The sequence below is a fragment of the Carnobacterium sp. TMP28 genome (assembly GCF_047553015.1).
In the GTDB taxonomy this organism is placed as follows: domain Bacteria; phylum Bacillota; class Bacilli; order Lactobacillales; family Carnobacteriaceae; genus Carnobacterium_A.
The window spans coordinates 1-12,159 of record NZ_CP180214.1 but is presented as its reverse complement, the minus strand read 5'-3'; the positions used below and the strand labels follow the sequence as shown (position 1 = coordinate 12,159).

15 protein-coding genes are annotated in these 12,159 nt (G+C 29.4%); 6 read left to right on the top strand and 9 right to left on the bottom strand.

What is annotated here, in order from left to right:
- Nucleotides 1-79: 79 nt before the first annotated feature.
- The 7 genes from ACMHYH_RS10965 to relB all read right to left on the bottom strand — a co-directional run bounded on the left by ACMHYH_RS10965 (nt 80) and on the right by relB (nt 5,108).
- Nucleotides 80-295: a hypothetical protein gene (locus tag ACMHYH_RS10965; RefSeq protein ID WP_414840416.1), complete on the bottom strand. Its 216-nt coding sequence runs from the start codon at nt 293-295 to the stop codon at nt 80-82.
- Nucleotides 296-744: 449 nt separating this feature from the next.
- Nucleotides 745-1,104, bottom strand: coding sequence for a hypothetical protein (locus tag ACMHYH_RS10960; RefSeq protein ID WP_414840415.1), 360 nt, complete (start codon nt 1,102-1,104; stop codon nt 745-747).
- Nucleotides 1,105-1,113: 9 nt separating this feature from the next.
- Nucleotides 1,114-1,491: a helix-turn-helix domain-containing protein gene (locus ACMHYH_RS10955; RefSeq protein ID WP_414840414.1), complete on the bottom strand. Its 378-nt coding sequence runs from the start codon at nt 1,489-1,491 to the stop codon at nt 1,114-1,116.
- Between the two features lie 244 nt (nt 1,492-1,735).
- Nucleotides 1,736-2,098 carry a hypothetical protein gene (locus tag ACMHYH_RS10950; protein ID WP_414840413.1) on the bottom strand — a complete coding sequence of 121 codons (363 nt, stop codon included), beginning with the start codon at nt 2,096-2,098 and terminating at the stop codon, nt 1,736-1,738.
- Nucleotides 2,099-2,137: 39 nt separating this feature from the next.
- A complete protein-coding gene (locus ACMHYH_RS10945) occupies nt 2,138-4,309 on the bottom strand; it encodes an AAA family ATPase (RefSeq protein WP_414840412.1) in 2,172 nt (723 codons plus the stop codon).
- Between the two features lie 306 nt (nt 4,310-4,615).
- Entirely contained in the window at nt 4,616-4,882 is a 267-nt protein-coding gene (locus ACMHYH_RS10940; RefSeq protein WP_414840411.1) for a type II toxin-antitoxin system RelE family toxin, read from the bottom strand.
- Between the two features lies 1 nt (nt 4,883).
- Nucleotides 4,884-5,108, bottom strand: coding sequence for a type II toxin-antitoxin system RelB family antitoxin (relB, locus tag ACMHYH_RS10935; protein WP_414840410.1), 225 nt, complete (start codon nt 5,106-5,108; stop codon nt 4,884-4,886).
- Nucleotides 5,109-5,426: 318 nt separating this feature from the next.
- Here relB and ACMHYH_RS10930 point away from each other — a divergent pair, with 318 nt between their 5' ends.
- The 6 genes from ACMHYH_RS10930 to ACMHYH_RS10905 all read left to right on the top strand — a co-directional run bounded on the left by ACMHYH_RS10930 (nt 5,427) and on the right by ACMHYH_RS10905 (nt 9,588).
- Complete coding sequence (locus ACMHYH_RS10930) at nt 5,427-5,984, top strand: ArsR family transcriptional regulator (RefSeq protein WP_414840409.1); 558 nt, start codon at nt 5,427-5,429, stop codon at nt 5,982-5,984.
- 27 nt (nt 5,985-6,011) lie between these two features.
- Entirely contained in the window at nt 6,012-7,262 is a 1,251-nt protein-coding gene (locus ACMHYH_RS10925; protein WP_414840422.1) for an MFS transporter, read from the top strand.
- A gap of 494 nt (nt 7,263-7,756) precedes the next feature.
- Nucleotides 7,757-8,308, top strand: coding sequence for a tyrosine-type recombinase/integrase (locus tag ACMHYH_RS10920; protein ID WP_275470233.1), 552 nt, complete (start codon nt 7,757-7,759; stop codon nt 8,306-8,308).
- A 178-nt stretch (nt 8,309-8,486) separates the two neighbouring features.
- Complete coding sequence (locus tag ACMHYH_RS10915) at nt 8,487-8,816, top strand: AbrB family transcriptional regulator (RefSeq protein ID WP_414840421.1); 330 nt, start codon at nt 8,487-8,489, stop codon at nt 8,814-8,816.
- Nucleotides 8,806-9,093 (top strand): type II toxin-antitoxin system RelE/ParE family toxin, encoded by a 288-nt coding sequence (locus ACMHYH_RS10910; RefSeq protein WP_414840420.1) that lies wholly within the window; start codon nt 8,806-8,808, stop codon nt 9,091-9,093. The genes ACMHYH_RS10915 and ACMHYH_RS10910 overlap by 11 nt, the downstream gene beginning before the upstream one ends.
- Before the next feature lie 324 nt (nt 9,094-9,417).
- Nucleotides 9,418-9,588: a hypothetical protein gene (locus ACMHYH_RS10905; RefSeq protein WP_414840419.1), complete on the top strand. Its 171-nt coding sequence runs from the start codon at nt 9,418-9,420 to the stop codon at nt 9,586-9,588.
- A gap of 318 nt (nt 9,589-9,906) precedes the next feature.
- Here the strand turns inward: ACMHYH_RS10905 and ACMHYH_RS10900 are convergent, their stop codons facing one another.
- Nucleotides 9,907-10,323: a DUF536 domain-containing protein gene (locus ACMHYH_RS10900; RefSeq protein ID WP_414840418.1), complete on the bottom strand. Its 417-nt coding sequence runs from the start codon at nt 10,321-10,323 to the stop codon at nt 9,907-9,909.
- 102 nt (nt 10,324-10,425) lie between these two features.
- Nucleotides 10,426-11,583 carry a RepB family plasmid replication initiator protein gene (locus ACMHYH_RS10895; protein WP_414840417.1) on the bottom strand — a complete coding sequence of 386 codons (1,158 nt, stop codon included), beginning with the start codon at nt 11,581-11,583 and terminating at the stop codon, nt 10,426-10,428.
- Nucleotides 11,584-12,159 lie beyond the last annotated feature (576 nt).

Here is a 12,159-nt window from a genome sequence, read left to right as displayed (position 1 = left end):
CACCTGTTTTATCTTTAAACTCTTTAGAGGACGTTAAATTGACCTTTAAATCGATAATGAATAAGATGTATCTTAATTCCTAACACTTATCTGTAGGATCTTTTTTGCGATTATAAAAAAAGTGACGTAAAAAAGATTGAATCAGCAGATAGATAAACGAAATAATAGCAAAAGCTAATCCAAAATAACTTAACGTCATTAAGAAAGCACCAAAAGCTGTATGGAACACATTGTTAAAAATAAACGTTATCGCTGCATAGGTAATAGCTAGTATCCAAAAAGTTTTTTTATTCATTTCTAAACTCCTAACAGTTCGTTTTTTAAAAATTATGTTGATTCATTTTTAGTATGAATCAAATGACTCTTTGTTTCAAATTACGTAAAGACAGAGAGATAGCTTATAGATATTTTTGACTGTTTTTATTTTAAAAAAAGGGGTTAATTAATTTTTTAGAAGGAACTTGATCAAGCTCCTTTTTGTATTTGCCGAACGACTTCTGATTTTTAAATAATAAATTATTGTTTGGCAGGCAACGGGTTTGTAGTCACAAATCCCAAAACGTTGTTTTGACCTGCTAGGATTTTTCCTAGAACCTTACGCTCTTTTATATTTTATTTTTTCAAAATAAGTATAAAAGGTTGTTGTCGCTTTGCTCGATTTTTCTAAAAGTGAATATAAATAAAAAAGCAAGACGGAGGATTTTTTTCTCTGTCTTGCTTTTTTATTTATATGTTTATTAGTTTCTAACGTTCAAAGTTGATTGCATTATTAATCTTATCTACCCATTCATTTGCTTCATCCAAACCTAGAATGAGACGAGAAAATTTTTCGTTTTTTAATTGAATGACTACGGGAGTTTCTTTTCGTGTAACGTTCCAAAAATCTTTTTCTCCGTTGTGTGTCCACGTTCCACTCCATTTATTTGGTATTTCGAGACCAGGGCCTCTAAATCCTTTTTTAACATTTAGAATAGTAGGATCAATCGTTGCGCCCATGACATTTTTCATAGGAAATTCTAACTTATTTTTAAATGACCAAACTTTATCTAAGCCTTGTGGTACTACAATTAATTGATTATTTTCAATTGATAGTTTATTATCCATCTTATTTTCTCACTCACTTTCATCTAAGATTTTTGAACGTTCAATTAATCTGTTTCCTAATGATTCTGATACAGAAGAATTGCATTGAGAGTCATACCATTCTTTTAAAAAAGTTCTTAAACTACGATCTCTTGCTGATAATTCTTGAAAACCTATTAATAATAGATCTAATGTCATATTGCTATTAGGTTTACGCTTTAAATATTCTTTTAAAGTGAGTTCGAACATGGTCCTTTTACTACCAAATTCTCTATAGAGGCTTCCCCTTAAAAGTCCAGTTTCCCTTTCTAAATCATCAAGAGATGTAGCTTCATATCCTCGTTCTATAAAAATTTCACCCATTTTGAGTAAGACCAGATAAGTCTCATATGTTTTTTTTCTTCCCATGAACTTATTTTAGCATAGTTGACTAATTAGTCAACTATTATTTAACAGACTTTTTTTCTCTTAGAAGGTAGAACTCAAGGTCTGTTATTTCATCCCTTTTTGAATATAAACAAAAGGGCGCACTTATACACCATACACACGTAAAGGCGTGTATGGTGTCGTGGCTTATTGCAGAAAAACTCGCAATAAGGTGTGAAAATTTCTTCGAAATTTAAGAATTCACTTCGTTCATGCTACTAAAAAATTAAGGATTGATCACATTTTTTAGAATCCAATTTGCGTATCTTTTTCGACTTTCAGGAGTCAGAACCCAAGGATAATTAATTTCGTAAATGAGGACTTCTGATTCTAAATATAATGGGAATTTTCCATCTGAAAAAACTAAAACTGGTTCAGGAAATTGAGCTTTTTTAACGACATTATGAACACTTTGTCTACTGTCCATTTGCCACCTTTTTTTTAAATCTCCATTTGATAATAATTTAGGAAGAGCGTCTTTTTCTTCCTGAGCTTTTTTTAAAAATTCGGTCGTAAAAGAATCTTTAACAGTATTTTTGCCCCATTCTTGAAACAAGTCGTAGTCATATTTTTCAAAATCAAAGATCATTATATCCTCCTTTAATTTAATTCTATTGATACCCCATATTTAAAACCAATTCTGAATATTATCTCTCTGATTTCTATTTAAAATATTTCCTGACATTTTTTCAATATGTCGACTATCTTTTTTATAAAGAACTCCTATCATAGTTCTAATAGAATTTCGGATTTCTGTTGGGGAAATTGTATTAATAGGAGTATCATACATTGAGATCCCATGAGATAAACTATTTATAACATTCAGCATATTGGTAAATTGAGTTTGCTTTTCTGAAGGGATTTCATACACTTCAAATAGAGTGTTAACAGAGTTACTAGTAACATTCTCAATTCTGTAATTACTCCTAGCATGAGTTTCTAAAACCAATCTAGCTTGATTACCAAAATGTATATGATTGGTTACTTGACCAATAGTACTGTTTGGCTTTAAAGCAAACTTCATAACATTTGAAAATATACTATGATAATAATCGCTATAGTTTTTCAAATCTTGTTTGTTTTTAAGTTTAATTTCACTATCACCCAGTTCATTTTTATGAATATGCCAGAATTTTAAATCATTATTACTCCTAGAAGAAAAACCGAAATTATGAAAATCCATTGAAGAATGGGTAAATACAAATACTTGCACATATGTTTGTAGCGTTTCCTTTATAAAAATATTAATTATCTCTGTTAAATAGTATCTATTATCTGCATCTAAACTAGTTATAGGGTCATCAATTATAACTTGCTTTATACGATTATTAATCGATTTTATTTTGTCGGATAAATCGTAATAAAAATGTAAGAAAGCTAATAATTTACGTTCACCTTCACTTAAATCTCTGGCTAACAATCGTATACTCGAATTACAATGAACTATTTTATAAGTATTATGGTCCGCATTAACTTCTAGACTTAAATCTAAGCCAATAATTTTAAATTGATTATTAACTACCTGAGCAAAAGGCTCTAAATCTGAATTAATATTATTTTGTTTAGATATCCAATCGATGTTTTCACTAATGATTTTACTATTGTCATCAATTTTGTTTTGAATATCTTTAATTATTATCGGAATATTTATATTAGATTCAACGTTATTTAGTAATTGTTCTCCAATCCAAGATTTTGCAACAGATTCAATGTTTTTCAGTTGTTTATCATAATCATTTAACTGTTCGTCTACAATAGCTATCTCGTTAGTAATACTATTATCTAACTGTATTAAATTATCCCAATTGCTCGGTTCCACTTGGAGTTCAAGCTCAGTATTTTCAAGCTTTTTTTTAATTAACGATAGTAAATATGATAATGAGTTTCTAAATTCTATTCGTTCTTTTTCGAAAGAATTGTCAGGGTGTTTCTTTTCATTTTCTATACTCTTTAAAACAAGTTCTTCGTAATTACTCAATTCTTTAATAAATTTGGCATGGCTCGAACTTGTTTTAAATAGTATTTGTTCTCTAACATTCTCAGGATTAAATTGATTCCCACAAAATTGACAAGTTTCATCGTCTTTTTTTCCATGGTTTTGAATATCGTGAATAAGCATTCCTTCAACTAACCAGTTACTCACAAGCTGAGAAATACTTTGCCCAGGTACTAACACCGGCCTTAATAGGTCACCTACTATTTTTTTATATTCAGCGTTAGTTATCTTCAAAACAGTTTTTAATGTATTTTTTTGTAATGTTTTTTCTTCTATTTTTTTTTCTAAATCAACACTACTTGACACCTGATTTGATTCTGTATGTTGACGAATCTCTTTTTTCCATAATTCTAGAGCATGTACAGGATCTTGTACTGCATTAGGTTTTTGATTAATATTCTTAGTAATAGAAAATAGAGTTTTTGCGTTAGAGAGCGCAGACTGCATAATAGTGTATAGTTGTTTTTGATTAATATTCTTTTCTGTATGTAAATTAGCATTTATAAGTTCTATGTTTTCATTTGCTCTTTCAATATTAAAAATAGCTTCCTTATTGTCGATAGCTTCTTTACCAACTGTCAATCGTATACCTGAAATATCATCAACAGCATCAATATTATCTAAAACATATTTTGTATTAAAAATTTTAGAATGCTTATCATCTTGTTTAAAAACCCATTGTGACAAAGCACTTTTACCACTACCATTTGTACCAAATAATATATTTGCTTTTCCAACAGTATCGCTTGTGTTTGAATAATTATTGTATGACTTTACATCAATGTTTGAAAAACTATCTATCATAATCAAAACCCAGCTTTCTTATATTACAAGTACATTTACATGTAAATGTACTTGTTTAGAATTTAATTTAAGTATAGCAATAAATAAATTGATAGATACATGAAATTAGATAGAATCGTGTATCAAAAACAACTATTTGTTTATCAACTATAAAACGTTCTTATTTAGCCCAAAAAAAGCATCCTTTTTATCTCAAAAGGGTGCCTTTTTTCTTTGACTCTTGCGCCACTATTTTTTCAAAAAAACGTCTTTAAAATTTAAACAACTAGTTATGTGTAGTAAAGATATAGCTTTTGAGAGGAATTATTAGGTATAGATATCTTTTCTATGACCTACATTTAAAATAATTATTTTAATTTGTTGATCATCAATATCCGCTAATAATCTATAATTACCAACTCGGTATCTCCAATACTCTCTTAAGTTCCCTTTTAAAGCTTTACCATGTATCTTTGGATCCTCAGTATTCACTAAATTTTTTTCAATCCAAGCTAGAATCATTTTTTGTTGGCCTTTATCTAATTTAGAGAAACTTTTTAAAGCTTTTTTTTCATAAACAACATGATAATTCATATTATAAACCTAGCATTTCTCTTACTTTATTGTGCTCATACAATTCAACAGCCCCATTTTGAATGTCAGCTTCATACTCTTCAATAAACTTCATATCCATTTCATCTTCAATTTTTTCTTCTAAGCTTTTTTTAAATAAGGTTGATAGAGGAACGTTATATAATTTAGCATATTCGTTAAAAGCTTTTTGTTCATCATTGTTAAGTCGAATGGTAATGGTACTCATACAATCACTCCTTTTCATCGTTGTAACACATTGTAACACAAAATAAAAAAATAGTAAAAGACGTGCATTTTTTTCAACGTATAATTGCTTTTAATTAGTCAATTCTGGATACATGAAATTAGATAGATTCATGTATCGTAATCAAATAAGAACTTTAATACTTTTTAATATAGTATTAGAGCTCTTATTTGATTTTTAGCAATTTAACTGATGATTTACTTTGTTTGATTTTTAATAAATAGACAAAAAACGTTCCGCATGTTAATATATTTTAAACGGTTAATATTATTTAACATGCAAAGGGAAAGAGGGATTATTATGGATCAAAGATATGTAATAAAAAACTACGCTCAACTGAAAACTATTTCAGATCCTCTGAGAGTAAAAATAGTTATCATGCTGATCGAAAAAGAATTGACTGTTACAGAGATTAGTAAAGAGATTGGATTAGAAAAAGCAAAGGTTTTTTATCATCTAAAAGAATTAGAAAAACAAAAAATGATTGCTATTGTTAGAAAAGAAGAAGTAAAAGGGAATATCTATAAATACTATAGGGCTACGCATAACGGCTTTAAAATAGACAAAAATTTATTACCTCTCTCAAAAGAATACGCAGAAGATGTTTATAGTTCGCTCATTATGCAACAACTTGAGAATACAAAAGAAGTTATTTCTAAAAATAAACAGTTGATAACAGAAGAGACCAGTATGTCTCAAACGGTACAAATCAGTTGTTCAAAAAAACAATTTGATTTGTGGAAGGAAAAGTACAACCAATTAATAACTGAACTAGATCAAATAGAAAGTGATAGTAATGACCATACTTTTTATATCAATACCACTGCAATAGAAATCGAAAACAACGTTTTTGAATAGTGTTTTTTAATAATTGGAGGGGAAAAGATGAAGATGTTAGCAGATAAAAATTTTCTATCTCTTTTCATGGGACGTTTAACAACTAATGCCGGTGATAGTATTTATTACATAACAACCACTTGGTTAGCCGCGGAAATAACGAATGATCCTTTTTATGTGGGTTTAACAAGCGCTGTTATTTTGATTCCTAAAGGATTGCAATTTTTATGGGGTCCATTAGTAGATCGTTGGAATATCAAACCAGTGCTTATCTTGACCCAACTCATTCAAGCGGTATTGATTTTGATAATTCCTATTCTTTACTATATGAATCTATTGACCATTTATAATCTAGTGCCCATCGTTTTTTTAGCAGCAATAGTCGCAGAACTTGGGTATCCTGTCCAACTAAAAGCTCTACCTGCTATAGTACCTAAAAACAAACTTCTTCAAGGAAATTCTTTATTGGCAATAGCTAATCAAACAGCAGATATAGTTTTGAATGCAGTGTCTGGCATACTATTAGCTATCTTAGGAATAGTCACCTTGTATCTAGTCGATTCAATAATATTTACTCTAGCAGCTCTTTTATTTTCTCTAATAAAATTCAAAAAAACTCCTTTAGACGTTGTTAAAGTAGAAAAGTTAAACTTAAAAAATTATGGTTTAGAAATGAAGGTTGGCTTAAAGGTTGTTTTTAACTCTATGATATGGGTTTTTCTAATAGCAAATGTACTTATTAATTTTTGCTTAGGCGTCATGTACGCTATATTGCCTATTTATGCAAATTCGCTTGGTGGAGAAGAGAAATACGGCTATATACTAACTGCTATTTCAATTGGAATGGTTTTAGGATCCTTGATTAGTACTAAGTTAAATAAAGTTCCCATTGGACTATTCATTTCTTCATCCTATATTGTAGCGTTTGTTTTATGGGGTATTGCTCCATATATGGGTTTTTACGTCTTTCTTTTACTGTTCACTTTATGCTGGATACCAATAGGATCCGCAAATATTATTCTAGGATCCGTAATGCAATCAGCTGTCCCTTTAACTATTATTGGAAGAACCAATTCGGTTATGTCTAGCTTTGGTGCAATTGCAATGCCTATAGGATCCTTAATTGGAGGATTACTTGTAAGATATTATGAGAGTAGTTTAGTTCTTTCCTGGACAGCCATAGGCTTTCTAGCGGTAGGGTTGACCTGGCTATTTAATAAAAAACTTCGAAATCTTCCTAATAGTGAAACCGTTAGTTATAAAGATTTTAATATACCTAAGGAATTAATAGATTTATAATATAATTAATAAATTAACTAATACATGAAATGACATAGAATCATGTATCCTGAACCTTATTAAATTAAGGCTTTTTTTTCTATTATTTATAATCAAAAACGTTAAACGTAAATGGTTGATTGTTATATATAAACCAATGAGTACGTTACTTTCTAACTTATAAATGAGATAATAAAGTTAATAATTTTAGAGAGGAATGAATCATATGATTTGGACAGACTATTTAATAGCCTTTTTTGTATATGTAATATATGCATTAATACTAGTATCAGTACTTTATATAGGTTATTCACTTTATAAAAGAAAGAAAAAAAACAAATAGTCTATTTATATGGATTGTAATATTTATAAGTCAATACATGAAATGAGATAGAATCGTGTATCCCGAATCCTTTAACACTGGGATTCTTTTTTTATAACCTCCTCCAATACACGATTACATGCTATACTGAATGAAATCATGTATCACTTTTGTGAGAGGAGAGGGCTTTTCAATGAGTTATAACGTCCAACCATTAAGAACGCAGCACGAGATAAACGACTTTTTATTTGGGTTACGCCGCAATAAAAACGCGAAACGAGACGTTTTTCTCTTTTTAATCGGGATCAACAGCGGGTTACGCATGTCTGATATTGTTAAACTAAAGAAAAAAGATATCTTATCCGCTAAGAATCCGCGTATCGTAGAACAAAAAACAGGTAAAACCCGTATTTTATATTTGAGTAGTTTGCAGGACTTGATCCAAGAGTACACGAAAGACCTGGCAGCAGATGATTATTTGTTTCCAAGTACCAAAGGCGGTCATTTAGAAGTGAATACCGTTTATCAGATGTTTCAAAAGGTCGCCAAGCTCTTAGGACGAGACGATATTGGCACGCACACGCTTAGAAAGACCTTCGGTTACCATTACTACAAAAAAACCAAAGACGTGGCCACGTTAATGGAAATCTTTGGTCATAGCAGCGAAACAATTACGAAACGCTACATCGGAATCAATGAAGATGAAATCAGCGAAACGTTATTGAATTTTAGATTAGGATTTTAGTATAACTAAATGATAGAATATTAGTCGAATAAAGTCTGCATAAAAATCTATTAAACCAAGTAAAACTCCTTTGGAAATTAATCTGAAGGAGTTTTATTATTTTGTATTTATAATAAAAATAGAGTACAATGTAATTACTAAGTAATTACAAAAATATTTAAATGATGGAGGAAATCATATGATTACAAAAACAAGAAAACAAGGAAATTCTATTATGTTAACTGTACCTAAAGAATTCGATGTTCCAAATGGTGTTGAAGTAGAAGCTAAGCTTGTAGAGAATGGGATACTGTATGAGTTTGTAGAGCCTAAAAAAGAATTTTTTGATTTTAGTGAAGATGTCTTAGCTGATATTCTTTCAGAAGGTTATAACAAACAAGATATATTAAAAGAATTTAAAAATAGAAAGAGTGAGTTAACTTATGCATTTAGATCTATTGCTGAAGATACTGTTGCACATTCTAAACCGATGACAAAAGAGGAGTTGGCAGCAGAAATTGGCTTATGAGATTCTACCTTCTAAACACGTAGTAAAGTATTTAAAAAAATTAAAAGAGAAACCATTAAAAGAACAGTTTTTAACGTTAATTTATGATGAGATAGCCGTTCATCCTCATTCGGGAGAACAAAAAACGGGTGATCTATCAGGAATTTGGGCAATGGGATTTAAGTACGCAGGTACGACCTATCGAGTTGCCTATGAAATTAAAGATAATACAGTCATACCTGTATTATTATGTGGAACGCATGAAAATTTTTATGAGCAATTAAAAAAGGTTAGGTAAAAATCTGCTCTTTTTTCGTCTATGATTACTTAACATAAAATACATTAACCCAAGTCGTCCTACTACCAATAATGAGAGTGGGGCGACTTGAGTATTCTAATCTAAAACTACATTATTTTTTAAAAAGACGGTTTAAAAATCCTTTTCTTTCACTTTTCTTTATCATACCGAATGGGATAGTCGATAACTACCATTTATTGATTGAACTATTGAAAAAGAGCGTTTGCAACTAATGGTTGCTAAGATGTAAAGCGTTGCGTTCTTTTGATTCAGTGATATTAGATAGATACTGTAGTTATGAATGACTAGGTTAGGAGAATGGTTATGGGAGATATCATAATGAAAAAAATAAATAAAAGAAACGGTTATCAATTTTTATCTATTCTTATTTTTATTGGAGCTATTTTTTCTTTATTAAAACAAAATATTGGATTTGGATACAGTCTAATTATTTTAGGATATATTGTACTTAGAAAATCAGACTCGGAAAAATAAAAACCATCTTTACTAGAGTTACATTTACAAATAAGCATGAACAAATAGCCATATCATATAGGTTAGAGGTGATATTATGTTTACCAGATATAAAAAAAATATGAAGCAACATCCAAATATTCATATCCTCCTAGTTATGATCTTTACTAGTTTTATTGGTATCTCAATAGAGTACATAATAAATAAAAATTTTATAGGTGAAGGATTATATACTGCTCTAGTACTTACTGCAGTTGAGTTTCTAAGAGTAAGAAAAATAAATAAAACTAAAGAATAAAACAGATAAAAAGATATTTTAACAACATCTTTTTATCTGTTTTATTTTTTAAAGATTCTATTAAAAAAACTTTTTTTTTCATTTGATTCACTAGTATTTTTTTCATTCACTACTTTATTTCTATGTTCTAAATCAATTTCTGTTTCATTAGACAGTTGGAGCTGTAATTGTTCGATTTGTTTATTTGATTGAAGAGATAATTGTTGTTGCTGATCAAGTAAATTTTGTAATTTATCAATCTGCTTATCCTTGTTCTCTAATTGATCTTTAAAGACATCTACAATAGTGCTATCAACAGAGCTATCACTGCTATCATTTTCGCTATCATCAGAGATATCAACTACACTATCAATAATTAACTGATTCATAGATTTTTTTTTTGATTTTGCTATTTCTTTTATTTTTTCTTTCTCTTCAAAGGTTGTTCTAACTATTATCTGTACACGATCATCAGACAAAATTATCACCACTTCTCATTTTTTTAGATATCTGTATACTATCTTACATGATAGCATAGAAAAGAAATGAAACTATCATTTAATAAACTTATCTGTTCATTTTTAGTCTACATCTTGAAGTTTTACTATTTGTAAATATTGCTCTACTGAACGTTTAAGATACCTAACTATATTTTTCATTTGTTTTTCTGCTCCAATTTTATGGTTAGCTACATATTTGATATGTTCTTTGACTCCGTTGATACCTCGTAATTTTTTCAAATCATCATAAAGAGGATAAACTTGTTTTTGGAGATTAGCCATTTTAGATACATCCTGCATATCTCTAAATCCAACTAATAAATTTTCTCCTAGTAACGTTGTATATTTATTTTGTACAGCTTTATTGAAAAGATTTTGTTCTTCCTGTTCTTTTTGGGCTTTACTTTTAATACTCTCCAAATCATTTTCTTTGTAAGGTAGAGGACTTTTCACAGTTTTTTTCCCAATATAAAACTGAATTCCAACGATTGAGCGGCCTTTTTTTATTTTGTCATAAGTAATAATGAAATGCGTGTGTTTATTTATTTCCTCCAAGGCTAATTTCAATATATTTTTTTCAAAATCAAATATTCTTTCATATTCATTAACTGTATTAGTTATTCTACGTAATTCTTGCATCTCAATATAAGGATTTTTCATTTGATTAATCTGAATTTTCGTACGCTTGATTGTATCTTTGTAAGTTTCATATTGGTTATAATTCATAGAAAACCATTTATATAAAACAATACTATACTTACTGTTTAGTTCCATGATATCTGTAATCAAGTACTGAGTGAAATTACGTTTTAGATCCATTAGATAAGGCATAATATCGTCTGTAAATTTAATTGCTACGATATCATTATAATCGTTCCATTCGCTACTCGATATAGGAGAAATAATCTTAAAATTTAATTTACCCTTCTCGTTTACTTCTCTAACTTCAAAAATAGACTGTCTATGAAGTGTAGTTAAAGCTTTTTTGAATCTTGAGTGTTTATCGTTATCATCTGCTTTAAAGAAAGAAAACAAAGTTTTTTTTGATAAGAAAACGGTATTGTTCATAGGAGCATTACCGGTATCTAGGCAAGATACTGCTAACTCAAAAAACTTCATAGGTACTTTATCCATCTTGGCGACGCTAGTAACTAAATCATTATGTTCTACTGTTTTTTGCCGAGATAAATCTTCTATATGTATAACTCTTTGAGGTATATCGTGATTTGAATCTTGCATAATAAAATTCTCCCATCTCCTATTATTAGACATATTATTCAATAATACAGCAAGAGACGAAAACACACAATTAATTTCGTCTCTTAAACAGTATTTACTCGTTTAGTACACAGTATTTACTCGTTTAATGCACAGTATTTACTCGTTGTTTAATCGCTGTAAGCACTGTTAGTAATGGTTTTTTTCATCTCCAAAAGGTTTAAAAGACAAAGTATTAAAGATAAATATAATAAGCACTAACTATTTAATCAAAATTAAGATATTGAAAATCATGGTGCAATTTAATAAATAATAATATTTGACTATCAATGAATTATTAAAATACTTTTAAAAGAAACCTTGCTCCGCAAGCTAAAATATATCTTAAAAGGTCAAAAGAAGCCGCTACGCTCCGTTTGCAATGAAAAAGAGAGTATTGTAGTCACTTCTTGTAGAACGGCTTAAAAGCTCGTTTTAGATAAGAATCAAACAAGTAAAGAGCTCACTTCGTTCGTGCAGGGTAAACCCTACAAACCCAAAGGCTCAATCGTTAAAAAACAATCGTTTAAATCGTTTCTGACGAATATCGCATAATTA

Bases quoted from the DNA above. Each gene is read 5' to 3' on its own strand.
- ACMHYH_RS10950 (WP_414840413.1), bottom strand. From the start codon at position 2,098: ATGATCTTTGATTTTGAAAAATATGACTACGACTTGTTTCAAGAATGG.
- ACMHYH_RS10895 (WP_414840417.1), bottom strand. From the start codon at position 11,583: ATGCAAGATTCAAATCACGATATACCTCAAAGAGTTATACATATAGAA.
- ACMHYH_RS10965 (WP_414840416.1), bottom strand. From the start codon at position 295: ATGAATAAAAAAACTTTTTGGATACTAGCTATTACCTATGCAGCGATA.
- ACMHYH_RS10940 (WP_414840411.1), bottom strand. From the start codon at position 4,882: ATGAATTATCATGTTGTTTATGAAAAAAAAGCTTTAAAAAGTTTCTCT.
- ACMHYH_RS10945 (WP_414840412.1), bottom strand. From the start codon at position 4,309: ATGATAGATAGTTTTTCAAACATTGATGTAAAGTCATACAATAATTAT.
- ACMHYH_RS10905 (WP_414840419.1), top strand. From the start codon at position 9,418: ATGGGAGATATCATAATGAAAAAAATAAATAAAAGAAACGGTTATCAA.
- ACMHYH_RS10915 (WP_414840421.1), top strand. From the start codon at position 8,487: ATGATTACAAAAACAAGAAAACAAGGAAATTCTATTATGTTAACTGTA.
- ACMHYH_RS10925 (WP_414840422.1), top strand. From the start codon at position 6,012: ATGAAGATGTTAGCAGATAAAAATTTTCTATCTCTTTTCATGGGACGT.
- relB (WP_414840410.1), bottom strand. From the start codon at position 5,108: ATGAGTACCATTACCATTCGACTTAACAATGATGAACAAAAAGCTTTT.
- ACMHYH_RS10930 (WP_414840409.1), top strand. From the start codon at position 5,427: ATGGATCAAAGATATGTAATAAAAAACTACGCTCAACTGAAAACTATT.
- ACMHYH_RS10955 (WP_414840414.1), bottom strand. From the start codon at position 1,491: ATGGGAAGAAAAAAAACATATGAGACTTATCTGGTCTTACTCAAAATG.
- ACMHYH_RS10920 (WP_275470233.1), top strand. From the start codon at position 7,757: ATGAGTTATAACGTCCAACCATTAAGAACGCAGCACGAGATAAACGAC.
- ACMHYH_RS10960 (WP_414840415.1), bottom strand. From the start codon at position 1,104: ATGGATAATAAACTATCAATTGAAAATAATCAATTAATTGTAGTACCA.